Annotated in this window: 23 protein-coding genes and 1 pseudogene; 15 read left to right on the top strand and 9 right to left on the bottom strand. The window is 65.4% G+C overall.

Annotation, left to right across the window (positions count from 1 at the left end; all coding sequences use genetic code 11):
• Positions 1–42 precede the first annotated feature (42 nt).
• Entirely contained in the window at positions 43–423 is a 381-nt protein-coding gene (locus AC4LGL_RS29700) for a DoxX family protein (RefSeq protein ID WP_491841874.1), read from the top strand.
• On the opposite strand, the gene AC4LGL_RS29695 is transcribed toward AC4LGL_RS29700, so the two are convergent.
• Entirely contained in the window at positions 416–1189 is a 774-nt protein-coding gene (locus tag AC4LGL_RS29695) for an SDR family oxidoreductase (protein WP_491841873.1), read from the bottom strand. The genes AC4LGL_RS29700 and AC4LGL_RS29695 overlap by 8 nt on opposite strands.
• Positions 1190–1192: 3 nt before the next feature.
• Positions 1193–1870 (bottom strand): TetR/AcrR family transcriptional regulator, encoded by a 678-nt coding sequence (locus AC4LGL_RS29690; protein WP_064878534.1) that lies wholly within the window; start codon positions 1868–1870, stop codon positions 1193–1195.
• A 127-nt stretch (positions 1871–1997) separates the two neighbouring features.
• Here AC4LGL_RS29690 and AC4LGL_RS29685 point away from each other — a divergent pair, with 127 nt between their 5' ends.
• Complete coding sequence (locus AC4LGL_RS29685; RefSeq protein ID WP_088305440.1) at positions 1998–2108, top strand: hypothetical protein; 111 nt, start codon at positions 1998–2000, stop codon at positions 2106–2108.
• Here the strand turns inward: AC4LGL_RS29685 and AC4LGL_RS29680 are convergent, their stop codons facing one another.
• Positions 2109–2627, bottom strand: coding sequence for a CGNR zinc finger domain-containing protein (locus AC4LGL_RS29680; RefSeq protein ID WP_491841872.1), 519 nt, complete (start codon positions 2625–2627; stop codon positions 2109–2111).
• Between the two features lie 94 nt (positions 2628–2721).
• Here AC4LGL_RS29680 and AC4LGL_RS29675 point away from each other — a divergent pair, with 94 nt between their 5' ends.
• From AC4LGL_RS29675 to AC4LGL_RS29665, 3 genes are read left to right on the top strand one after another with little or no spacing between them, the layout of a single operon-like run.
• A complete protein-coding gene (locus AC4LGL_RS29675) occupies positions 2722–3585 on the top strand; it encodes an alpha/beta fold hydrolase (RefSeq protein WP_491841871.1) in 864 nt (287 codons plus the stop codon).
• Positions 3585–4262, top strand: a complete 678-nt coding sequence (locus AC4LGL_RS29670) for a haloacid dehalogenase type II (RefSeq protein WP_491841870.1) — start codon at positions 3585–3587, stop codon at positions 4260–4262. The genes AC4LGL_RS29675 and AC4LGL_RS29670 overlap by 1 nt, the downstream gene beginning before the upstream one ends.
• Positions 4259–5242, top strand: a complete 984-nt coding sequence (locus AC4LGL_RS29665; protein WP_491841869.1) for a zinc-binding alcohol dehydrogenase family protein — start codon at positions 4259–4261, stop codon at positions 5240–5242. The genes AC4LGL_RS29670 and AC4LGL_RS29665 overlap by 4 nt, the downstream gene beginning before the upstream one ends.
• A gap of 90 nt (positions 5243–5332) precedes the next feature.
• Here AC4LGL_RS29665 and AC4LGL_RS29660 read toward each other — a convergent pair whose 3' ends face one another.
• Genes AC4LGL_RS29660 through AC4LGL_RS29650 form a run of 3 tightly spaced genes read right to left on the bottom strand, consistent with a single transcriptional unit; the run spans position 5333 to position 7993 of the window.
• Positions 5333–6121, bottom strand: a complete 789-nt coding sequence (locus AC4LGL_RS29660; protein WP_491841868.1) for an ABC transporter ATP-binding protein — start codon at positions 6119–6121, stop codon at positions 5333–5335.
• A complete protein-coding gene (locus AC4LGL_RS29655; RefSeq protein WP_491841867.1) occupies positions 6102–7133 on the bottom strand; it encodes a taurine ABC transporter substrate-binding protein in 1032 nt (343 codons plus the stop codon). The genes AC4LGL_RS29660 and AC4LGL_RS29655 overlap by 20 nt, the downstream gene beginning before the upstream one ends.
• On the bottom strand, positions 7130–7993 hold the full coding sequence (locus AC4LGL_RS29650; RefSeq protein WP_491841866.1) for an ABC transporter permease: 864 nt from the start codon (positions 7991–7993) through the stop codon (positions 7130–7132). The genes AC4LGL_RS29655 and AC4LGL_RS29650 overlap by 4 nt, the downstream gene beginning before the upstream one ends.
• Before the next feature lie 213 nt (positions 7994–8206).
• Between AC4LGL_RS29650 and AC4LGL_RS29645 the strand changes: the two genes are divergently transcribed.
• The 3 genes from AC4LGL_RS29645 to AC4LGL_RS29635 are packed head-to-tail and all read left to right on the top strand — an operon-like array spanning position 8207 to position 11491.
• Positions 8207–8851: a TetR/AcrR family transcriptional regulator gene (locus AC4LGL_RS29645; protein ID WP_491841865.1), complete on the top strand. Its 645-nt coding sequence runs from the start codon at positions 8207–8209 to the stop codon at positions 8849–8851.
• Positions 8848–9705, top strand: coding sequence for a 3-hydroxyacyl-CoA dehydrogenase (locus tag AC4LGL_RS29640; protein ID WP_491841864.1), 858 nt, complete (start codon positions 8848–8850; stop codon positions 9703–9705). The genes AC4LGL_RS29645 and AC4LGL_RS29640 overlap by 4 nt, the downstream gene beginning before the upstream one ends.
• A 16-nt stretch (positions 9706–9721) precedes the next feature.
• Positions 9722–11491, top strand: coding sequence for an oleate hydratase (locus tag AC4LGL_RS29635; protein ID WP_491841863.1), 1770 nt, complete (start codon positions 9722–9724; stop codon positions 11489–11491).
• A 13-nt stretch (positions 11492–11504) separates the two neighbouring features.
• Here the strand turns inward: AC4LGL_RS29635 and AC4LGL_RS29630 are convergent, their stop codons facing one another.
• Together AC4LGL_RS29630 and AC4LGL_RS29625 are read right to left on the bottom strand one after the other, a co-directional pair.
• The gene (locus AC4LGL_RS29630) at positions 11505–12119 is read right to left on the bottom strand and encodes a DUF3159 domain-containing protein (protein ID WP_491841862.1); all 615 of its coding nucleotides are present in this window, start codon (positions 12117–12119) and stop codon (positions 11505–11507) included.
• A 55-nt stretch (positions 12120–12174) separates the two neighbouring features.
• Positions 12175–13488 (bottom strand): cytochrome P450, encoded by a 1314-nt coding sequence (locus tag AC4LGL_RS29625; protein ID WP_491841861.1) that lies wholly within the window; start codon positions 13486–13488, stop codon positions 12175–12177.
• Positions 13489–13612: 124 nt separating this feature from the next.
• Between AC4LGL_RS29625 and AC4LGL_RS29620 the strand changes: the two genes are divergently transcribed.
• The 5 genes from AC4LGL_RS29620 to AC4LGL_RS29600 all read left to right on the top strand — a co-directional run bounded on the left by AC4LGL_RS29620 (position 13613) and on the right by AC4LGL_RS29600 (position 18904).
• The gene (locus AC4LGL_RS29620) at positions 13613–14275 is read left to right on the top strand and encodes a helix-turn-helix domain-containing protein (protein WP_491841860.1); all 663 of its coding nucleotides are present in this window, start codon (positions 13613–13615) and stop codon (positions 14273–14275) included.
• Positions 14272–15288: a magnesium transporter CorA family protein gene (locus AC4LGL_RS29615; RefSeq protein ID WP_491841859.1), complete on the top strand. Its 1017-nt coding sequence runs from the start codon at positions 14272–14274 to the stop codon at positions 15286–15288. The genes AC4LGL_RS29620 and AC4LGL_RS29615 overlap by 4 nt, the downstream gene beginning before the upstream one ends.
• A gap of 118 nt (positions 15289–15406) precedes the next feature.
• Positions 15407–16933: a Re/Si-specific NAD(P)(+) transhydrogenase subunit alpha gene (locus AC4LGL_RS29610; RefSeq protein WP_491841858.1), complete on the top strand. Its 1527-nt coding sequence runs from the start codon at positions 15407–15409 to the stop codon at positions 16931–16933.
• A gap of 36 nt (positions 16934–16969) precedes the next feature.
• Complete coding sequence (gene pntB / locus AC4LGL_RS29605; protein WP_491841857.1) at positions 16970–18409, top strand: Re/Si-specific NAD(P)(+) transhydrogenase subunit beta; 1440 nt, start codon at positions 16970–16972, stop codon at positions 18407–18409.
• Positions 18410–18520: 111 nt separating this feature from the next.
• A complete protein-coding gene (locus AC4LGL_RS29600) occupies positions 18521–18904 on the top strand; it encodes a RidA family protein (RefSeq protein ID WP_491841856.1) in 384 nt (127 codons plus the stop codon).
• Positions 18905–18969: 65 nt separating this feature from the next.
• On the opposite strand, the gene AC4LGL_RS29595 is transcribed toward AC4LGL_RS29600, so the two are convergent.
• Positions 18970–21729 carry a cadherin-like domain-containing protein gene (locus AC4LGL_RS29595; protein ID WP_491841855.1) on the bottom strand — a complete coding sequence of 920 codons (2760 nt, stop codon included), beginning with the start codon at positions 21727–21729 and terminating at the stop codon, positions 18970–18972.
• A gap of 123 nt (positions 21730–21852) precedes the next feature.
• On the opposite strand from AC4LGL_RS29595, the gene AC4LGL_RS29590 reads away from it, so the two are divergent.
• Both AC4LGL_RS29590 and AC4LGL_RS29585 read left to right on the top strand, forming a co-directional pair.
• On the top strand, positions 21853–23013 hold the full coding sequence (locus AC4LGL_RS29590; RefSeq protein ID WP_491841854.1) for an ROK family protein: 1161 nt from the start codon (positions 21853–21855) through the stop codon (positions 23011–23013).
• A gap of 49 nt (positions 23014–23062) precedes the next feature.
• Positions 23063–23890 (top strand): annotated as a pseudogene (locus AC4LGL_RS29585) (acyl-CoA dehydrogenase family protein); the annotation flags it as partial.
• Positions 23891–23958: the final 68 nt, after the last annotated feature.

Genomic DNA, 23958 nt, shown 5'->3' with positions numbered 1-23958 from the left:
GTAACCACGAGGCCCAAACGTAACCACGAAACGGAGCGAGAAATGCACACCGCCCTCTGGATCATCACCATCATCGCCGCGGCGGCGTACGCCGCAGGCGGGACCACCATGCTCCTGATGTCGCGGGAGAGGTACCGGTCGATGGGCAGCACCCAGCACTGGGTCGACGAGTTCGGTGACGGTCACCTGAAGGTGATCGGGACCATCAAGCTGGTCGGCGCGCTCGGCCTGGTGCTACCTGCGGCGTCGGGTATCGCACCGGTGCTGACGCCGGTGGCCGCCTGCGGCCTGGCCCTGTTCATGGCCGGTGCGGCCACGACCAGATTCCGTCGCAGCGAGTGGCTCTACATGGCCGGCGACATCGTCTATCTCGGTGTGTTCGCCTTCTTGGCCTGGGGCTGGTTCACCCTGCCCGTCAGCTGATGGTGCTCACGCCGCCGTCGACCGGGATCACCGTGCCGGTGATGTAGGCGCTGGCCCGGCTGGCCAAGAACACTGAGATCCCGGCGATGTCGTCGGGCTGTCCGATCCGGCCCAAGGGAAGGACGGCGCCTACCTCTTCCGAGCCGGCGCGCAGCATCTCCTTGGTCATCCGGGATTCGAACAGGCCCGGGGCGATCGCGTTGACGAGGATCTTCGGGGCCAGTTCACCGGCGAGGTGCTTGGTCAGCATGTGCACGGCGGCCTTGCTGGCGCTGTAGGAGAAGTTGTCGCGGCCCTTGCCCGGGGCGACGATGCCGTCGATGCTGCCGGTGTTGATCACCCGGGCCGGATCCTCTTCGGTGGCAGCGGCTTTCAGCAACGGGGTGAGCGCGCGGGTCAGCAGGAAGACGCCTTTGACGTTGACGTCGTAGACCTTGTCGAATCCGGACTCCGGGAACTCCTCGTAGGGTGCACCCCAGGCCGCGCCCGCGTTGTTGAACAGGGCGTGGATCGCGTCCTCGCGTCCAGTGACGGCGGCGGTGAGTGCGGCGACACCTTCGGCAGTGCCGAGGTCGGCCGGTACCGCGGACACCCGCCCGAGCGGGGACAGCGCCTCGACCGCCGCGTTGAGCTCGGCTTCCTTACGGCTCGAGAGGTACACGGACGCCCCGGCCTGCAGCAGGCCACGGGCCATCATCAGGCCGATGCCCCGGCCACCTCCGGTGACGACGGCGACCTTGCCGTCCAGTCGGAACAGATCGGTCATGTTCTAGGCCTTTTCCTCGATCTCGACGCCCAACGGCGATTCGTTGCGGATTCCCTCGTCGCGGATCAGCCCGCGCAGCAGCGCCGTGCTGAACTCGACGGCGATCTCCTGGGCACTCCGCCGGCCGTGGGGTCGCAGCCAGCGGTAGGAACCGAGCGTCATGCCGATGTAGCCCAGAGCCAGCACGTGCGAGTCGCAGTCGTAGAACTCGCCGCTCGCGATGCCGCGATCGATCACGTCCCGGACGTGCTCGTAGACCTGGGTCTCGGCCCGCCGGATGTAGGCCACCTGCTCCTCGGTGAACCACTCGGCGATGTACGGGCCCTCCTGGAAGTACACCGCAGCGCGCTCCAGGTCGTTGGCGATGCCGACCATCAGCCGCCGGGTGAAGTTGTAGATGGTCTCCCGCGCCGAGGCGGTCGGGTCATCGTGGAGCGCCTCGACGGTGAAGTCCGCAGTGCCCTTGTAGATGTCGTAGAGGATCAGCGACTTACTGGAGTAGTAGTGATAGACCGTGGCCTTGTTCAGCCCGACGGCCTCGGCGACATCGTCCATCCGGGTGCCGTGATACCCGCGAGCGGCGAACAGTTTCGCCGCAACGGTCAGCAGTTCATCGCGGCGGGATGTCCCGTTGGCAGTCGCGCCCCCGCGGCCCCGGCCGCCCTCTGCATCGGATGACATAGCACACTCACTATCAGCATCGCCGGGACCTTGCCCGGGAAATCAATCAACTAGATGGTTGAAGAGTGTAGGCAATTTCCGTTCTCGGCCCTGTTCCGACCTCGCGTACTGCGTCTAGACTGCGGGAATGGATCCGAATCCTGACTACGACGTCAGCGACGAGAGCGACTTCTTCTTCCCGTGGCTGGCCTGGGGCTTGCGTGGCGTCTACCCGCCGCCGGCCTATCCCCCGGTGTAATCAGGGCTGTTCGTCAGTCTTCGCAGTCCTTGCGCGCCGGTGATACCGGCGCGCCTTCATGCGGTTTCCGCAGGTAGTCATCGAGCACCAGCGTTTCGCGTTGGGCTTGCTCCGATCCATCAGGAAGAGCCGACAGTCCGGGTTCGCGCACGCGCGTAGCCGCCCCGGCCGCGCGATCCGCAGCGCATCCCAGGCCAGGACCGCCCGCACGGCGCCGCGCATCGCTTCGCCGACATCCAGTTCCCAGTTCACGCCGCTCTCCGTCGCGTGCGCCCGTAGGGTCGCGGCGTTGAGGTACGGCGTCAGCGCAACCGCCGACTCGGTTCCGCGCACCACGGCCTGAAGCACATTCCGGGCCGCGGCCAGTTCTGCCAGTTCGGCTTCGGCCGCCCCGTGCTCACGCAACCAGGCCTGCGCGGCGGCCTCTTCTTTCAGCACGTCGTATTGCATTCCCTCCATCACCGGCGTGGTGTTGAGGAGATCGAGCAGCAGCGACTCGTCCGTCAGGCCTACCTCCATGAGTCTCATATCTAACCTCCAAATAGGTATTGACAGGTTATGCCGACGGGCGTTAGATGTCACTAACCACTAAAACTAGTTATAGGAGTTAGTCATGACCGTTCACCATCGCTACGCCACCGTCGACGGGCAGCGCCTGTTCTACCGCGAGGCCGGAGCACCTGACGCACCGGCGATCGTCCTGCTGCACGGCTTCCCGACGAGCTCGTACATGTTCCGCGACCTCATCCCCCGGCTGGCCGAGCGCTTCCACGTCATCGCCCCCGACCACCTGGGCTACGGCCACTCCGATGCACCCGCGGTCACCGAGTTCGACTACACCTTCGACGCCCTGGCCGACCTCACCGACGGCCTGCTGAACCAGCTCGGGGTGTCCCGCTACGCGATCTACGTCCAGGACTACGGCGCCCCGATCGGCTGGCGACTGGCCCTGCGGCATCCGGAAGCCATCACCGCGATCGTCAGCCAGAACGGCAACGGCTACGACGAAGGTTTCGTCGAGAGCTTCTGGTCCGGCGTGTGGGCCTACCAGCGCGAGCAGAACCCCGAGACCGAGGCCGGAGTGCGGACCGCATTGAGCCTCGACGGCATCAAATGGCAGTACCTGACCGGGGTTTCCGACGAAAGCCTGGTCAATCCCGACACCTGGGTGCACGACGCGGCGATGGTGTCGCGACCCGGCAATGATCTGGTGCAGCTCAAACTGTTCCGCGACTACGCCACCAACGCTCCCCTGTACCCGACACTGCACGAATACCTGCGCACCAGTCAGGTTCCCGTGCTTGCCGTGTGGGGTGAGGGCGATCCGATCTTCGGTCCCGACGGGGCGCGCGCCTTCGCCAAGGACGCCGCCGACGCCGAGATCCACCTGCTCGACGGCGGGCACTTCCTACTGGAAACCCACGTCGACGAAGTCGCGAGCCTGATCGACGGATTCCTGCAACGCCGGGTCGCCTGATGAAGCCGGCGGTGCTGGTGTTCGACGTCAACGAGACGCTCATCGACATCGACTCTTTGACGCCATATTTCGAGCGAATCTTCGGCGACCCTCAGGTCCTTCGCGAATGGTTCAACCAGCTGGTGATGTACTCCATGGCCATCACACTGTCCGGGCGATACACCGATTTCTTCACGCTCGGGCAAGCTGCGCTGCGGATGACCGGCGACATCCGCCACGTGGATCTCACCGAGGACGATCTCACCGCACTTGCCGACAGCATGCGCTGCATGCCGGCACACGCCGATGCCGCAGCAGGCTTGCAGCGACTTCTGGCAAACGGCTTCCGCCTCGTCACACTTACCAACTCACCACATCGCGACGAGCCGACCCCGCTGGAACGGGCCGGCTTGGGCAGTTACTTCGAGCACCAGTTCAGCGTCGACGGGCAACGCGCTTTCAAGCCGGCGCCGTCGCTGTACACCGGCGTCGCCGAATACCTGGGAGTGGCGCCCTCGGACTGCATGATGGTCGCCGCGCACATGTGGGACACCCTGGGCGCCCAGGCCGCCGGATTCAGCGGAGCACTCATCACCCGCCCCGGCAACGGTGTGCTGCGAGCACCGAATGTGCCCCAACCCACCGTCGTCGCATCAGATCTATTACAGCTCAACGAGATCCTGGAGAGACTCTCATGACCACAAAGATGCGCGCGATCGTTCTCGACGGCTTCGGTGGACTCGACCACCTGGTCTACACCGATATCCCCAAGCCCGAGCCCAAAGCCGGCGAGGTGGTCATCCAGATCAAAGCCTTCGGCATCAATCACGCCGAGATGCACATGCGCCGAGGTGAATGGGCCGAGGCCGCGGAGGTCAGCGGCATCGAATGCGTCGGCATCGTCGAATCGTGTCCGGGCGGCGAGTTCCCGGTCGGCGCCAAGGTCGCCGCACTCATGGGTGGGCTGGGCCGCACAGTCAACGGCAGCTACGCCGAGTACACCCGGGTGAGAGCGGCCAACGTCGCGCTGATCGACGCCGACTTGCCGTGGGACCGACTGGCCGCGCTTCCCGAGACCTATGCGACGGCCTGGACCTGCCTGTTCCGCAACATCGACCTGCAGCCCGGTCAGACCCTGGTGATCCGCGGCGCCACCTCGTCGTTCGGCCAGGCCGCGGTCAAGCTCGCGGTCAACGCGGGGGCGCGCGTCATCGCGACCACCCGCAGCCCTGAACGATTCGCACTGCTGGAAAGTCTCGGCGTCGCTCGCGCCGAACAAGAAGTGCCCGATCTGAGCGCACACATCGCCGAATCCGGCACCGTCGACGCGGTACTGGACCTGGTCGGCAACAGCACCATCCTCGACTCACTGGACATGTTGCGCCGAGGCGGAACCGCGTGCCTGGCGGGGTGGTTGGGTGGGCTCGATCCGATCCCGGATTTCAACCCGCTGCTGCAGATGGCCAGCGGCGTCAAGCTGACTTTCTTCGGCAGCTTCGTGTTCGGCTCACCCGGGTTCCCGCTGTCCGACGTGCCGTTGGGCGACATCGCCCGCCAGGTCGCCGACGGCGCGCTGGAAGCCGCGCCGTCGCGGGTGTTCACGTTCGATCAGATCCGCGAAGCGCATGAGGTGATGGAGTCAGGCGCCGCCGGCGGGAAGATGGTGGTTGTCGTCTGATGTGGCGTGTTGGTAGCGGCACTGCCGAAAGTGACGCCAGGGTCGTTGACCGCGAAGGTTTACGACCCTGGCGTCACTTTCGTTGCGAGATCAGGCCGCAGCGAGTTTGACCGCCTCGCTCACATCGGTACGCAGCTTGAGGTATTCCGGCGAGCGTCGCAGTTCGTGCGCGTCGACGCCGGTGCGCGGCAATTCCACCGGCAGGTCCAGCGCGATTTTCCCGGGCCTGCGCGTCAGCACCACGATCCGCGAACCCAGGAACGCCGCCTCGTCGGCACTGTGCGTCACGAACACCGTGGTGCGACCGGACTCCGCACTGACCTGACGGACGTCCTCCTGCAACCGCTCACGGGTCAGCGCGTCCAGAGCCGCGAACGGCTCGTCCAACAGGAACAGCGGGGTCTCGGCGGCGAGCGCCCGCGCGATCGCGACACGCTGCTGCTGGCCGCCGCTGATCTCCCAGATCTTGCGCTTGGCAGTACCTTCCAGACCGACACGTTCCAGCAGTTCCTCGCGCCGCTCCGTCCGTCGCTCCCGCGGCACGCCGGCGTACTTGAGCGCCAGATCCACGTTGCCGCCCACCGTGCGCCACGGAAAGAGCCGCGGCTGCTGGAACACCACACCCGAGGTGACCCCGGGCGTGGGGCGAAAACCGGACACCTCGACCTCGCCCTCGGACGGGGTCTCGAAGCCGGCGATCAGCCGCAACAGCGTGCTCTTGCCGCACCCAGAGGCCCCCACCAGCACCAGGAACGAACCGGGATCGACATCGAGATCCACCGGTCCGAGCGCGGTCACCTCATCCGAGCCGCGCCCGTACCGATGGGCGACGTTCTTGATCTTCAGGCCGCCCGATGCGTCACTGCTTGGCGAGGACATCCGGCAACCCCTTCGTGTAGACGGCGTCCTTGAAGACCTGCAGCGAAGCGGCCTCGGGGATCTGCTTCTGATCGGCGAGGAACTGCGACGCGCTCTGCAGGTTGGCGGCGATGTTGCCCGGTGCGCCATCGGTACCCAGCCATTCGGGAGACGCCACCTCGGCCGGGGTCAGGTAGACGCCCTGCTTGAGTTGTCCGGCAACATCTTCCGGGCTCAGACCGACCTCGGCGGCGATCGCCTTGGCCGCGGCCTGCGGATCGTCCTTGATGACGTTCAGCGCGCGGGCCTGCTGCTGGCGCCAGATGTCGACCACCTCAGGGTGGGCGGTCGAGAATTCGTCGGATACAGCGGCCAGGTCCAGCGTCGGCTTGCCGTCCTTGGCCAGCTGCCGGCTGGTGATCAGATCCTTGCCCGTCTTGCGCAGCTGGTCGAGCGTGGGCAGCCAGCTGTAGGCCGCGGCGATGTCGCCCCGGTCCCAGGCCGCCAGGATGGCCTGCGGCTGCAGGTCGATCAGCTGGACATCGTTGGGCGACAAGCCGTTCTGCGCCAGCGCGGCCAGCAGGCTGTAGTGCGCGGTGGACGCGAACGGTGTGGCGACACGCTTGCCCCGCAGGTCGGCGATCGAGTTGACGCCGGCGCCGTCACGAGCCACCAACGCCTCGTTGTCACCGGCGATGTCGAGCACGAACGCCACCTTGTACGGAATGTTCAGCGGCGCTGACAAACCGCGGGCCACCGGGCTCGAACCCAGGGCACCGAAGTCCAGTTCCTTGGCGATGAATGCGGTGTTCACGTCGGCGCCCGAGTCGAACTTCGTCCACTTGATGTTGTAGTCGGGCAGCGCCTCTTCGAGCCACTTGTTGTTCTTGACGATCAGATCGCCACTCGGAAAGGATTGGTAGCCAAGGCGAATGGTGGGTTTCTGGGAGTTCCCCCCGGAGTGGTCCACCGCGCAGCCGGCCAGTGCCACCGTCGCGGCAGCCAGCACTGTGACCAGCTTCGTCAATCTCATATTTTTCCTCTCCAGGGGACGGCCCGTCGTTCGACAGCCCGCAAACCTCCGTCGATCACCAGGCCCGAGATCCCGATGGCGAAGATCCCGACCAGCACGACCGGTGTGTTGTTGTAATTGCTTGCGTCCTTGACCAATCCACCGATGCCGGGGATGCCGTTGAACAGTTCGGCGGCCACCACCGACGAGTACGCCATGCCGACGGCCAGCCGGATCCCGGTGAAGGTCTCCGGCAGCGCCGAGGGCACCACGACGTCGCGGATGACCTGTGCCCGGGTGGCGCCCAACGCCCGGGCCGCTTCCTGCAGACCGACGGGAGCAGCGACCACGGCGGCCGTGGTGGCGACCGCGGCCGGCGGCAGCGCGGCCAGGGCCAGCAGCGTGATCTTGGGTGCCTCGTCGATCCCGAGCCAGATCACCAGCAGGAAGAAGTACGCCAACGGCGGCAGCGCACGCAGGAAAGTCAGCCACGGTTCGAGCACGCTGCGCAGCCATCCGACCGAACCCATGAGGAGGCCCAGGAGAACGCCGACGACCACACCGATCACCACACCGGCCAGTACGCGGCGCAGCGTCATGTAGAGGTGCTCGTAGAGCAGGTACCCCGCATAGCCGCGCGCGCCGTCATGGGTGGTCGAGACATCGATGAAGGCCCGCCAGACTGCCGACGGGTAAGGCACGAACGTCTGGTTCCAGATGCCTGCCCAGGCCACCGCCTGCCACACCACGAAGAACAGGACCACCGATAGAAGTGGCAGCGCGGACGTGGTCAGCAGCGTGCGCCACCGGTTTGACGGTGTGACCGCGCGCGGCGGACCGGCTTCGGCCTCGGGAGGAACGATGTCGACGAACACAGACACTGTGGGCAGCTTTCTGTTGCTGAAGGTAGTGGGGTGGCGATGGGCTTCAGCGACGACAGCAACCAGGCAGTGATCCGTTCACCTGGGTATTGGTACCGGTGAGCACCGGCGTGGTGAAGGTCTGAAATCGAGCTGAGTTTATTCACCCCGGTTGACACCGCTCCGGATTAATGAGTACGTTCATTAATGAGCGCACTCATTAATGAGGTGATCATGACAGGCCGACGGACGCGCAACATGCAGGACAAGCAGCAGCGGATCTTCGCTGTGGCGAGTGCACTGTTCGAAGCGCACGGATTCGAGCCCGTCACGGTGGCCCAGATCGCCGAGGCCGCCGACGTCGCGGCGGGCACCCTGTTCCGCTACGCGTCCTCGAAAGCCGAACTGCTGCTGATGGTCTACAACGACCAGTTCCGGCAGGCCATCGAAACCGGCATGCGCAACGCAGCCGACATCGACGATCCGAGCGCCGCGGTGTTCGCGATGGTGGCTCCCGTCATCGCCGAGGCCGCACGGCAGCCGAGCAACGCCACGGCCTACCAACGAGAGCTGCTGTTCGGCTCCCCCACCGAGCGTTTCCGGGCTGAAGGCCTCGACCACGTCATGCGGCTCGAGGATGCGATCGCCGCGCGCCTGATGCGCTGCCACCCGGCCGATCCGACCACCGACAACGAGCTGCGGGCCGACGCCGACCGCGCCGCCAGAAGCGTCTTCGCGGCACTGCATCTCCTGGTGGTCCAACCGTCGACCGGCGTGAAGTGGGGTGCTGACGGCGCCCACGAACTGCTCCAGCAGATCAACCAGATCGTGCTGGGGTTCCTGGCAACCACAACACCACGAGAAGGAGAGACATCATGACGAACTCCATCAAGAAGGTGACCGTGCTCGGGACCGGAGTGCTCGGTTCCCAGATCGCGTTCCAATCCGCGTTCAAGGGCTTCACCGTCACGGCCTACGACATCAACGACAAGGTTCTCGAGGCGGCCAAGGACCGATTCGCGAAGCTGGCCGAGACCTATGCCAACGAGGTACCCGATGCGCGTGACGGCAAGGCTCAGGAAGCGTTGAGCCGGCTCACGCTGACCGCCGACCTGAAGGACGCGGTGGCCGACGCCGATCTGGTCATCGAGGCAATCCCGGAGATCCTCGATCTGAAGCGGGACACCTACCAGAAGCTCGGGGAACTCGCCCCGGCCAAGACCATCTTCGCCACCAACTCCTCGACCCTGCTGCCCAGCGACCTCAAGGATTCCACCGGCAGGCCGGACAAGTTCCTGGCATTGCACTTCGCGAACCGGGTGTGGCAGTTCAACACCGCCGAGATCATGGGAACCACCGACACCGACCCGGCGGTGTTCGCCGAAGTGGTCGAGTTCGCCAAGGCCATCGGGATGGTGCCGATCGAACTGCACAAGGAGAAGGCCGGCTACGTCCTCAACTCACTTCTGGTGCCGTTCCTCAATGCGGCCGCCGAGCTCGCGGCCGGCGGCTACGCCGACCCCAGCGCCGTGGACGACACCTGGCGGATCGCCACCGGAGCACCCGTCGGACCGTTCCAGATCTACGACATCATCGGCCTCACAACGCCGTACAACATCATGGCCAACGGAGACGCCGAAGCTCAGAAGCTCGCCGCGTGGCTCAAAGAGAACTACATCGACAAAGGCAAGTTGGGCCTCGCCACCGGCGAGGGCTTCTACAAGTACAACTGAGGAGAAAGTGGGCGAGATGTATTACAGCAGTGGCAATTACGAAGCATTCGCACGCCCCCGCAAACCGCAGGGCGTAGAAGACAAAACCGCGTGGTTCGTCGGCGCCGGTTTGGCATCGATGTCGTCGGCGGTCTTCATGATCCGCGACGGACAACTCCCCGGCAACAAGATCACCATCCTCGAGCGGCTGAAGCTGCCCGGCGGCGCCCTCGACGGCATCAAGGAACCCGAGAAGGGCTTCGTGATCCGCGGCGGCCGCGAGATGGAGGACCACATGGAATGCCTGTGGGACCTGTTCCGGACCATTCCTTCCCTCGAGGTCGAGGGCGCCAGCGTGCTCGACGAGTTCTACTGGCTCAACAAGGACGACCCCAACTACAGCCTGTGCCGGGCCACCGAGAACCGCGGTCAGGACGCCCACACCGACAACAAGTTCGCGCTCAACGCCAAGGCGCAGAAGGACATCGTCAAGGTGTTCCTCGCGACCCGCGAAGAGATGGAGAACAAGCGCATCAACGAGGTCTTCGGTAAAGACTTCCTGGAGAGCAACTTCTGGCTGTACTGGCGCACCATGTTCGCGTTCGAAGAGTGGCACAGCGCGCTGGAGATGAAGCTCTACATCCACCGGTTCATCCACCACATCAAGGGGCTCCCGGATCTGTCGGCGCTGAAGTTCACCAAGTACAACCAGTACGAGTCACTCGTGCTGCCGATGTACCGATGGCTCCTGGATCAGGGCGTGACCTTCCATTTCGATACCGAGGTCACCGACATCGACTTCGATATCACCCCGGACCGCAAGCAGGCCACCAGGATTCACTGGATCAAGGACGGCCAGCCGGGCGGTGTCGACCTCGGCCCGAACGACCTGGTGCTCACCACCATCGGCTCGCTGACCGAGAACTCCGACGACGGCGATCACCACACACCGGCCAAGCTCAACACCGGGTCCGCCCCGGCCTGGGATCTGTGGCGCCGCATCGCGGCCAAGGACCCGTCATTCGGGCGCCCCGACGTCTTCGGTGGCCACATCCCCGAAACGAAGTGGGAATCGGCGACCGTGACCACCCTGGACCACCGCATCCCCGAGTACATCCAGAAGATCTGCAAGCGGGATCCGTTCTCCGGCAAGGTCGTCACCGGCGGCATCGTGACGGCGCGCGACTCGAAGTGGCTGATGAGCTGGACCGTCAACCGGCAGCCGCACTTCAAGCAGCAGCCTTCCGACCAGATCGTGGTGTGGGTGTACGGGTTGTTCGTCGACACCCCTGGCGACTTCGTCAAGAAGTCGCTGAGCGACTGCACCGGCGAGGAGATCACCCAGGAATGGCTGTACCACCTGGGTGTCCCCGAGGCCGACATCCCCGAGCTCGCCGCCAACGCGGCCAAGACCGTGCCGGTGATGATGCCCTACGTGACGTCGTTCTTCATGCCGCGGCAGGCGGGTGACCGTCCCGGCGTCGTCCCGGAAGGCGCGGTGAACTTCGCCTTCATCGGTCAGTTCGCCGAGACCACCCGCGATTGCATCTTCACCACCGAGTACTCGGTCCGGACCGGCATGGAGGCGGCGTATCAGCTGCTGGGTATCGAGCGCGGGGTGCCGGAGGTGTTCAACTCGACCTACGACGTCCGCAAGTTGATCGCCGGAACCGTCCATCTGCGTGACGGCAAGGAAGTGGATCTGCCCGTACCGGAGATCATCCGCAAGCGCGTGATCGGCAAGGTCACCGACAACGAGATCGGTGAACTGCTGGCCGAGTACGGGTTGATCCCCGGCAACAACTGAGGGCCGGCTCCGCTCAGGATGCCGACCGCGGCAGCGCCCGGATGGCGTACCGGGCGCTGAGCAGGACCAGCGTCGTAGTGACCACGAACAACGGCCAGCCCATCGCGAGCCGGGCCACCGCCAGCAGTCCGTCCTGCCCTGTGTCGTAGAGATAGTTCTGCACCAGGAATCGCGACCAGGACACTGTCGCCAGGACCGCGGTGACGATGTTGAAGACCAGCCGCACCCCGGGGACCTGGCGCCAGCTGCCGTCCCGGCCGGTGGCCCAGGCCCAGATCACCCCGACGAGGGGGCGTCTGACCAGGATCGAGCCGGTCATCACGATGGCCGATGCCAAGGACATCCAGATACCCGGGAGGTAGAAGTCCTTGGCCTGGCCGGTCACCAGGGCCAGCAGCCCGCAGGCCGCCACCCCGACGAATCCCCACACTGCGGGCCTGATCGATTCTCGGCGCAGCAACTGCCAACCGAATACGAGGGCCGCCGTCACCAGCGCGGAGATGATCGCGGGCACCCGTCCCGAGAGCGCCGAGACCGACGCGTAAACGGTGACCGGGAGCGCCGAGTAGACCATGCCGCTGACGCCCCCGACGCGCGCCATCAGTCCGTCGAGTGGGGAATCCGTCATGGGGGTGTGGGCCTCGCGTTCAAGATCGGGCAGGTCCCCACCGAGAGTACCGAGCTCAGCAGACCAGACCGGCCGGCTCGGTGCGCCGGGACCCCAGCAGAGCGGGCAGCTTCACATATCCGTGCAGATTGACCAGACCCCGCGGGCGCGGGGCCTCGGTCAGGCGCAGATCCGGATAGGCCTCGAACAGTGCGCGCAGCGCAGTCGCCCCCTCGATGCGAGCCAGGGCCGCACCGAGGCAGGCGTGGATGCCCGAAGCGAATGCCAGATGCTCGCGGGCATTGGAGCGGGTCACGTCGAAACGGTCCGGTTCGGCGAACACCCGCGGATCGCGGTTGGCGCCGCCGAGCAGCACTGCGACCATGTCCCCGGCGCGAACGCGTCGACCCTCGATCTCCACGTCGCACTGCGCGGTGCGCGCCGTCATCTGCACCGGGCTCTCGATGCGCAGGATCTCCTCCACCGCGGCGGGCCACAGGTCCGGATCGTCACGCAGCAGGGCGAGTTGGTCGGGGTGCTGCTGCAGCAGGACTATCCCGTTGCCGATGAGGTTGACGGTGGTTTCGAACCCCGCGCCGATGAGAAGCGCTGCGTTGGCGGCGAGTTCGTGGTCGGTCAGTGTGTGGTCGGCGGCCATCTTGGTGAACGGGTTGTCCTCGGCAGCGCCGGCGCGGACTTTGTCGAAGTGCTCGGCGAGGAATGCGCCGAGACCGCGCATGCCGTCGATGCCACGACGGTAGGTCCGCCACGGGATCCCGACGTCGAGCAGCGGCGCCCCGTCGTGACCCCACTCGAGCAGTTGCGCATGGGATTCGCCGGACAGACCGAGGATCTCGGCGATCATGGCAACCGGGAGGACAGCGGCGAAGTCCGCGATCAGATGGGGTCGAGGCGTACCTGCCAGCCGGTTGACGAGTTCTGCAGTCACCTCCGCCACCCTGGCGTCCAGCTTGTCGATCGCCCGCGGGGTGAAACTCTGCGCGACCAGCTGCCGGTACTGCGTGTGCGCAGGCGGGTCGACGATGACCATCGCGGGCGGCTCGACCGGATTGGCCACTTTCGGATCGGTCAGGTCCAGCAGCTGCTGCACGGGTTTCGGCATTCCCATCCCGGTGGGCGGGGTGACGCCGAACCGCTTGTCCCGCAGGATTTGCCGAGCCACCCCGTGGTCGACGGTGGCCCAGACGAACGGAGTCTTCACCAGTGGGCCGCGTCGACGGATCTGCTCCATCAGCGGATACGGGTCGATGCCCTTGCCGTGGCTGGAGATCAGCGCACCCATCGGATTACCCACCCGGCCCTGAAACGACATGAACGCCTTCGGTACGGCATGCAGTGCCGTCCAGCGGGTCCACAATCCGATGCTCATAACGCCCTCCCTCGTCGGCCCGGACAACTATGGTGAGACATGCGAGACATCGATACGCTCACTGTCTCGCTAGTCTCTTTGGTTAGGCTACGGCCATCGCGACGCACGGGCAAGGAGAGACTTCGTGACTTCCACGCGAACAGCGGACTTCGTGCGGCGCCTCGCCGAACCGGATCCCGCGGTACTGGCCCGCGTGCGCGACCCCGACGAGATCACCGCACGCATCTTGAGCGCGACGCTGGAACAGGCCGAGTTGGTCGGCATTCGGCGCACCACCATGGAGGACGTCGCGCGGCGCAGCGGCGTCGGGCGGGCGACTCTCTACCGCCGCTTCCCCACCAAGGACGTATTGATCGACGCGGTGGTGCTCTCCGAAGCACGGCGCTACCTGGATGGCAGTGCACAGGCCCGGGCCCACGCCGACACCCTCGAAGACCGCATGGTCTACGAGACCGTCTTCACGGTGACCTTCCTGCGCGAGCATGCGCTGCTCAAAAAGCTGCTACGCACCGAACCCGAGACGATCCTGCCCAGCCTGACCGTCGACGCAGGCGCCATCATCGATTTCGCCACCGACTTCTCGGTCGCGCACTTGCGCACCGATCTCTACGGGACCACCGAAACCACCCCGGCACAGGAACGTCACCTCCGAACCGTCGCCGAGTTGCACACCCGACTTACGTTGTCGTTCATCGTGACTCCGCACACCAGCATCAAACTGACCAGCCTGGAGGACACCCGCGACTACGTGCGCACCTACCTGCTGCCGATGGTGGCCGCCTCGTGAGGCAGGTGCAGGGACGGATCTGGCGCAACGGACAGCCGGTCGACGGCGGCTTCAAGTTCACGGATGTCTCGGACTGCCTAACCGACGAGGACACCTTGGTGTGGGCGGACATCTACGACCCCGATCACGAGGCACTTCGTGAACTGGCCACCGAGCTCGGGCTCAACATGTGGGCCGTCGAGGATGCTGTCGCACCCAAGGAACGCACGAAAACCTCGGTGTACCACACCCATACGTTTTTCACCGTGTACGCCGTGGACACCCGGGAGCCGGAAGCCGACGCGACACCCGACACGTCACTGTTGATCAAACATCGCATCTCGGCGTTCGTCCTGCCGCGAGGCCTGATCACCGTCCGGCTACCCAGCTCCAACGGTGAGTCCACCGAGTTCGACATCAGCAAGGTGTCGCACCGCTTCGACGACCTCGGCGGCCAGCGGTACGGCGTCGGGTCGCTGGTCCACGCGCTGCTCGACGTCGTGGTCGACGGACACTTCGAGGCTGTCGAGGCGCTCGACGACGCCATCGAAGGACTCGAGGACGAGTTGTTCGCCGACGGCGGTCCACGACGCGGCCTACAACGACGCACCTTCCAACTGCGCAAGGACCTGGTCGAGCTGCGGCGGGTGGTGCTACCCATGCGTGAGGTGGTCAGCACCATCCAGCACCGGCGGATGGACTCGTCCACCTCGCCCGACCTCGACCCGCTTTACGCCGACCTGTACGACCACGTGTTGCGGGCCTCGGAATGGACCGAATCGCTCCGCGACATGGTCACCACGGTGTTCGAGACCAACCTGTCTCTGCAGGACGCGCGGCTCAACACCGTGATGAAGAAACTCAGCGGCTGGGCCGCCATCATCGCGGTGCCGACGGCCATCACGGGCTTCTACGGCCAGAACGTCCTGTATCCCGGGATCAACACCGCCGTGGGGTTCGTCGCCAGCTCCATTTTGATTGTTGTGCTGGTCATCCTGTTGTATGTGATGTTCAAACGTCGTGACTGGCTGTAGCCGCACCAGGGCCAGCAGTCACATCCCCCAAAAGGGGCATGCGCGTTATCTGAACACAAGTGCGACACTCTTCCAGGCTGAACGAAGAGGCCTGGACACATAGAACGGAGCGGATTCGATGCTCATCGGGATCCCGCGCGAGTCCCTACCTGGGGAAACGCGCGTCGCCGCCACCCCGCAGACAGTCGGGCAGATCATCAAGCTCGGCTACGCGGTAGTCGTAGAAACCGGCGCCGGTGCTGCCTCGAGCTTCTCCGACGCGGCCTACGTCGACGCCGGTGCCGAGATCGGTGACGCGTGGGACGCCGACGTCGTGCTGAAGGTCAACGCCCCCAACGATGACGAAGTTGCCGTCCTCAATGACGGAGCGACTCTGGTGAGCTTGATCTCACCCGGGCTCAAGCCCGAGCTGGTCGAGAAGCTGTCCACCCGGCCGATCACCGTGCTGGCCATGGACGCGGTGCCGCGTATCTCGCGTGCCCAGTCGCTCGACGTGCTGTCCTCGATGGCCAACATCGCCGGCTACCGCGCAGTGGTCGAGGCCGCCCACGCATTCGGCCGGTTCTTCACCGGTCAGGTGACCGCTGCGGGCAAGGTGCCGCCGGCCAAGGTGCTTGTGGTGGGCGCCGGTGTGGCCGGTCTGGCCGCGATCGGCGCCGCCGGCAGCCTGGGCGCGATCGTGCGGGCCACCGACCCCCGACCCGAGGTCGCCGATCAGGTCGCCTCGCTCGGTGGCGAGTACCTGTCCGTGGCCAACGAGGCCGCCGAGGTGTCGGCCACCGGATACGCCAAAGAGATGGACGACGACTACAAGGCCCGCGAGGCCGCGTTGTACGCCGAGCAGTGCAAGGACGTCGACATCATCGTCACGACCGCGCTGATCCCCGGTAAGCCCGCGCCGCGCATCATCACCGCCGAGATGGTCGCCTCGATGAAGGCCGGCAGCGTGATCGTCGACATGGCCGCGGCCAACGGCGGCAACGTCGAGGGCACGGTCAAGGACCAGGCGATCGTCACCGACAACGGCGTGACGATCATCGGCTACACCGACCTGGCCGGCCGTCTGCCCGCCCAGGCCTCCCAGTTGTACGGCACCAACCTGGTGAACCTGCTCAAGCTGCTGACCCCGGACAAGGACGGCAAGGTCGTCCTTGACTGGGACGACGTGGTGCAGCGCTCGATGACCGTGGTGCGCGATGGCGAGACCACCTGGCCCCCGCCACCGGTGCAGGTCTCCGCCGCGCCGGCCGCCCAGCAGGCTGCGGCCGCCCCGGCGGTCAAGGAAGAGAAGCAGCCGATGTCGACCGGGCGCCGGCTCGGCATCACGTTCGCCGCCGCGGCCGCCGTGTTCGCCCTGATCGCGCTCTCACCCGCCGCGCTGCAGGTTCACCTGACCGTGTTCGCTCTGGCGATCGTGATCGGCTACTACGTGATCGGCAACGTGCACCACGCGCTGCACACCCCGCTGATGTCGGTGACCAACGCGATCTCGGGAATCATCGTGGTCGGTGCCCTGCTCCAGGTCGGCCACGGCAACACGCTGGTGACCGCGATCGCGACCTGCGCGATCCTGCTGGCCAGCATCAACGTATTCGGCGGCTTCGCGGTGACGCGTCGCATGCTCGCGATGTTCTCCCGTAGCTAGAACCTGCGTGCCCACAAAGACTTTGGAATGGATTCCATGTTCACCCTAGAAAACGTTGCCACGGCCGCCTACGTCGTCGCGGCACTGCTCTTCATCCTGGCTCTGGCCGGACTGTCCAAGCACGAGACCTCCCGTGCCGGAAACACCTTCGGCATCACCGGCATGGCGATCGCCCTCATCGCGACCATCGCGCTGGCCTTCGACCGCGAGATCGAGCCGCTGGGCCTGGCCCTGTTGATCGGCGCCATGATCGTCGGCGCCGCGATCGGCCTGTGGCGCGCCAAGGTCGTCGAGATGACCGGCATGCCCGAACTGATCGCACTGCTGCACAGCTTCGTCGGTCTGGCCGCGGTACTGGTCGGCTGGAACGGCTACCTGGACGTCGAGAACGCCCCCACCAGCCACGAGGCCGTGAAACTTGCCGCCGAGGGCATGACCGGCATCCACTCGGCCGAGGTGTTCATCGGCGTCTTCATCGGTGCCGTCACCTTCACCGGCTCGATCGTGGCGAACCTCAAGCTGTCGGCCCGCATGAAGTCCGCGCCGCTGATGCTGCCCGGCAAGAACTTCCTCAACATCGGTGCGCTGGTCGTCTTCGCCGCACTGACCGTCTGGTTCGTCGTCGAACCGCACCTGTGGCTGCTCATCGCCGTCACCGTGCTCGCGCTGCTGCTCGGTTGGCACCTGGTCGCCTCGATCGGCGGCGGCGACATGCCCGTCGTGGTGTCGATGCTCAACAGCTACTCGGGCTGGGCCGCCGCAGCATCGGGCTTCCTGCTCGGCAACGACCTGCTCATCATCACCGGCGCCCTCGTCGGCTCCTCCGGTGCCTACCTGTCGTACATCATGTGCAAGGCGATGAACCGGTCGTTCATCTCGGTGATCGCCGGCGGGTTCGGCATCGAAGCCGGACCGGCCGAGGACAAGGACTACGGCGAGCACCGCGAGATCAACGCCGAGGGTGCGGCCGAGCTTCTCGCTCACGCCGACTCGGTGATCATCACCCCCGGTTACGGCATGGCCGTGGCCCAGGCCCAGTACGGTGTGGCCGACCTGACCCGCAAGCTGCGTGAGCGCGGCGTCAACGTCCGCTTCGGCATCCACCCCGTCGCGGGCCGCCTGCCCGGCCACATGAACGTGCTGCTGGCCGAGGCCAAGGTGCCCTACGACATCGTGCTCGAGATGGACGAGATCAACGACGACTTCGACGGCACCTCCGTCGTGCTCGTGATCGGCGCCAACGACACCGTCAACCCGGCTGCGTCCGAGGACCCGTCCAGCCCGATCGCCGGAATGCCGGTGCTCACGGTCTGGAACGCCGACAACGTCATTGTGTTCAAGCGCTCCATGGCCTCGGGTTACGCCGGTGTGCAGAACCCGCTGTTCTTCCGCGAGAACACGCAGATGCTCTTCGGCGACGCCCGCGACCGCGTCAACGACATCCTGGCGGCGCTGCCCGCTGCGGAACGCGTCTAGGTTCTCTGCCGAGCAGTCCCCCGTAAGCGGGAGATCCCCAGTGGAAGCCCCCTATTTCCTTGGAAATAGGGGGCTTTCGCGTCTGCCCGCGGAGAGACAAGGAGATCGTCCATGAAAATCGTTGTTCCGCAATGGATGCAGCCGATGTACGACGCCCACCATTTCGCGCCCGCGGTGATCGACGGCGACCACCTGCGCTGCTCGGGGATGATCGGGATGCTTCCCGACATGTCCGTTCCGGAGGATCCACGGGCCCAGTTCACCCAGGCCTTCTCGAACCTGCAGGGGCTGTTGGCGGAGGCCGGGCTGACGTTCGCCGATGTCGTCGACATCACCAGCTACCACGTCGGCCTGCAGCAGCATGTGCAGGTTTTCGGCGAGGTCAAGGACGAGTTCGTGCCCGCGCCGTATCCGGCCTGGACGGCTGTCGGCGTCACCGAGCTGGCCATGCCGGGCGCGCTGGTCGAGATCCAGATCGTCGCGCGGATGCCTTGAACGCCAACCGCTCCGACGCACTCTCCGTGAGGTGAGCGGGTCGGAGCGGTTGGGCCGTTCGTGAACTACATGTTCGCCCTGTCGTCGTCGATCCTGTCCTGATCGTTGACGCTCTGCACGTCACCGTCGAGGTCAGAGGTGATGTGGCCCGTCATCGTCCGCTGAAGCTTGTTGATCGTGGCGTCCGCCTTGAGGTATCCGGTGTGCTCACCCGTGACGGTGATGTAGGCGAGGTAGCGGATGGATGACTGGCTGGCGGTGGTATCGGTTGATTCGGTGCCGTTGAGGATCATTCCCTGCTCATTGACGTAATCGGTGTAGGTGACGGTGCGGACGATGTGGCCCGTCGTCGCATCGGTCGCCTCGGTGACCACTGCGGTGCCGCCGCCGGCACCGGCATACGTTCCGGTCGGCGGCAACGGTGCTGTGCTGGGCACGTATGTCTTGAGTTCGGGAGCCCACGTCGGATCCGGGGTGGTGCGATCACCCGCCACGGGGCCGACGCTGGTGGTGTAGTTCACCTTGGCGATGACCAACCGGGTATCTGTCGCATCAGCCCCGCTGGCCTCCCAGAATGCCACCGCATCTCCGGTGTTGTTCCAGCTCGCCATGCTGCGGGCGGTGTATCCGTCGCCGTCGACGAACACCGGGATGCCGTTCTCGCCCTTGAGGTCATCCTCGATCGCGATGACCCATTCCTGGTTCGTGATATTGGTGGAATCCCCGGTTCCCCGGTACGCCTCGTACACCGCGCCCTGGATGTCCGCCGGCAGGAACGCCGGTCGGACGATCCGCGACATCGGCGTCAGCGCGTCGTACCCTCGGGTGCTGCCGACCGCGATCCACTGCCCGTTGGGGGACATGTCGATGTCCTCGTCGTAGTCGAGGTTGCCGGTCAGGCGGGTCACCTCTCCGGTCTCCAGGTCGACGACGATGTCGTCGACGTTCCCCGCCTCGTATCGCCCACCGAGGATGATCACGCCCTTGCCGTCCGGGGTCCACTGCTTGCCCTCACCGACGGGATAAACCACCCTGGCATCGGCGATCTCGTAGCCGGCGTCGGTTCGTTCCAGCCGGCCCACCACCGGTACCGCGGTGATGAGACCTTGCGGGCTCATCTGGATCTGGCTGAACAGCACGTGCGTCCCGTCGGGGGAGATGCGCATCTCACGCTGAGGGTCGAGGACGCGTGTCCCCGCGGGCGGGGTGATGACGGGAACCAGTTGTTTGCCGTCAGCTGTCTCTTCGTAGACGACGTAGGAGTTCGGGCTCGTCGTGACCTGAATCATCAGCCGACCCGAACCATCCTGGAAAGGAACGACTCTCGACAGGCCGGCAGTGACTTCGGTGGACACGCCGCAGGTGATGCACTCGACGTCGTTGCCGTCGACGCTGATCCGATAGATCTCCTGGCGGCCCCCTTCTGCCGGCGTGGCCCCGAAGTAGATGGACTGGCCGTCCTCGGAGAACCGCGGGGTGTTCGGGTTCTTGATGCCGTCGGAGAGATCCAGGATCACCCGCTCGACGGTCGGATTGAGCACCGTGAGGTCGACGTCTTTCTGCGCGGTGCGCGGCTTGAACAGCGCCAACAGGTTGATCCGGTTCCCGTCGGTGACCGACACCGTGAACGTATCCGTTTGCGCCGCATCATAATTGATGTCATCGGGGGTGTAGGTGAACTCACCGGTCTGCTGATCGATGGTCACCGTGCCATGCTCGGGGGCCTTGGTGACCGTGTACGTCAACGCGTCACCCTCAGCATCGGTCACACCGATGTTGCCGGTCACCGTCTGGCCGGTCTGCACCGTGGTCGTCGGATTGCTGACCACCGGAGCCTGATTGAACAGATTGCGCCGCACCCACCCCAACACGGCCCACGCCATCGGAGTGAACGGGTCCGGAGCATCCGGAGACGGCGCCAAGAACGGATTCAGCAGATTCGTCACAATCCCGTTGAGCAACCCCGCCGGATCAGTAGGCGCAGCCACCTGAGACCTCGGCGCCACCGCAGCCGTGGCGATCTGCGCATTACTCGCAGTCGACACCGCCAACGACCTGGCCTCGTACACGGTAGACGCCGACTTCGGCGCAGCGAGCTTCTCGCTGAGTTGTTCGCTCACCTTCTCGGTGATCGTGCCGGTGACCTGTTCCACCCGCTCGAACGATCGCTTGACCGTGTCATTGATGTTCACCGGACTCAGTGACGCCGGGGGCTGGGCGGTATCTGAGGTGCGCGCCGACGCGGTGCTCGGCTTGCGGTCCTTGCCCACCGAGAGGTCCAGCACGGTCGAGCGAACCTTGTCAGGTATCGACGCCAGCGCCTTCAAGGGCACATCGATCGCCTCCTCGAACCTCGCCTGCTTTCCTGGTTCCTTCTGTGCCCCGGCACTTTCGGCAGCGGGCGCAGAATCAGCATCGTTCGCGCGTGCTCCGCCACTGCTGCTGACCGTCACTCCGGGCGCCAGGTCCTTGGTCAACGATGTCTTGCCGGCCCGCTTCGGCTTGGTGGTCTTCTTGGCCCAGCCCTTACCGACGGTGGGTCCGGTCTTGGTCCTGTCGCCGGCCCCGTCCCCCGCGCTCGGCTTCGCCGTCGTTCCGGTGGACGCTGCACCCGACGATGTGGAATTCGTCGAGCTGGATGTAGCGGAATCCGACGAAGACGTACCGGTGGCGTCGGCCGAGGCGACGCCGTAGCCACTGGCTACCGCGGCGACCAGCCACCCCGCCACCACGACGCCGCCGTATGCGCCGATCCTCGCGGTAGTTTGAGTTGGTGTCCGAGGCGAAGCGAACAGGGGATTGACGAGGGGATTACTAGCGGTCATGGCGTGGCTCCGATGCCCTAGATGCCTATTTAATTTCTGTGACGAACTTAATAGCAGCATATTGTTGAGACCGTCAAGGAGGTTCTGCTGAAACGGTCAGAATCGACGCGTCAGGAAGCGCAGGTGCTGCACCTGCTGCACCGCCAACGTGTCGTTCACCTGTTGCGGACCGAGGGGCCGCTGGCCCGAGCCGACCTGGCAGATCGGCTCGGTCTGAGCCGACCGTCGATCACGGCCATCGTCAGTGAACTGATCGATGACGGGACCCTGATCGAACTGGATTCGCGAGTCGAGGGCCCGGGCTACCGCGGTCGCCCCCGCAAACTTCTCGGCTGCAACCCGCAGGCGCGTCGGGTGCTCGGTATCTGGATCGACGAGCGTCGAGCGCGCATCGTCGTCGCCGATGCGACGGGCAACATCTCCCACGAAGAAGAGACGCCCACGGCCGGGAGAACCTCCGCATCCGTGATCCGGTCGATCACCCGCATCGCACATCAACTGATCGACGACCCCGCCGTCGGCGCCGTCGCCGCAGCCGGCATCTGCCTGCCCGGATTCATCGACAGCACAACGGGATTCGTCGTCGAGTCGAAGGCTCTCGGCTGGTCCGAGGTGGAACTGGGCAAACCGATCTCACGCTCTCTCGGAATTCCGACCGCGGTGCTGGATTCGACGCAGGCCATGACACTTGCCGAGACAATCGCCGGCGAAGCCAGAGAGGTGCGCTCTGCGCTCCTGCTCGATTGCGGCGGCCATGTCAACGTCGGGTTGATCATCGGCGGACGACCATATTCCGGCGCCACCGGAGTCGCCGGAGCCATCGGACACACGCCGATTGCCGGCAGCGACGCGCAATGCCTGTGCGGCAGAACCGGTTGCGTCGACGCCGGTATGTCGCTACACGCGATGCAACCCGTCGCCCCGCAGACCGAAAGTGTGCCGCTGAAGGACATCGACCTCGACGCCGTCGCACAGGAAACCAGTCGAAAACCGGCCGCCCAGAAGATGATCCGCGACGTGATCGACCGGATTGCGCACACCGCGATCCTCACCGAAGCACTCTTCGATCCGGAAGTCATGATCCTCTCCGGGCTCATCACCGAGTTCGAGGACCTCATCGTCGCCCTCGAATCGCGTATCGACGAGATCAGACCACCCGAGAGGCGTGGCCGCACCACCACCGTGCGCTCACAGATCGGCCGCGACTACCGGGTCGCGGTCATCGTCGCCCTGCAGCAACTCGATCCCGACATCGCCGGGCTGTTGCACACCCCGGCTTCGTAACGCGCCGGGGATCGCCTCCCACCGAGCAGAGAAACTAGGATGTGCAAGTATGCCGGTTGATCGCCTCCTTCCCTCTGACGACGCTCGTGACCTCATTGCGCTGACCCGCGATGTCGCCGACAAGGTCCTGGACCCGATCGTCGACGAGTACGAACGCGACGAGAAGTACCCCGAAGGGGTCATGGCCCAACTCGGCGCGGCGGGGCTGCTGAGCCTGCCGCAGCCCGACGAGTGGGGTGGCGGTAGCCAGCCCTACGAGGTGTACCTGCAGGTTCTCGAGGAGATCGCGGCGCGGTGGGCCGCGATCGGCGTCGCGGTCAGCGTGCACAGCCTGTCCTCGCACCCACTGCTGGCCTACGGCACCGAGGAGCAGAAGAAGCGCTGGCTGCCGGACATGCTCTCCGGTGAGCAGATCGGCGCCTACAGCCTGTCGGAGCCGCAGGCCGGCTCCGATGCCGCCGCCCTGAACTGCAAGGCCACCCGCGACGGCGACAACTACGTCCTCAACGGCTCGAAGGCGTGGATCACCCACGGTGGAAAGGCCGACTTCTACACTCTGTTCGCCCGCACTGGAGAGGGCTCCAAGGGCATCTCGTGCTTCCTGGTCCCCGCCGATCTCGAGGGCCTGAGCTTCGGGAAACCCGAGGAGAAGATGGGCCTGCACGCGGTCCCGACCACCTCGGCGTTCTACGACAACGCCCGCCTGCCCGCCGACCGGCTGATCGGCACTGAGGGCCAGGGCCTGTCGATCGCGTTCTCCGCGTTGGACTCCGGCCGGCTCGGCATCGCTGCCGTCGCGGTCGGCATCGCCCAGGCCGCCCTGGACGAAGCGGTCCGGTACGCCAACGAACGAACCACGTTCGGCCGCAAGATCATCACAGCTTATCAGTAGTTAACTACACAATGTGGGCGCACAATGCGTGTTGAACTGCGTATTTATCGTCG

The organism is Mycolicibacterium arcueilense (genome assembly GCF_058536225.1).
This window is presented reverse-complemented; position numbering and strand designations above follow the sequence as displayed.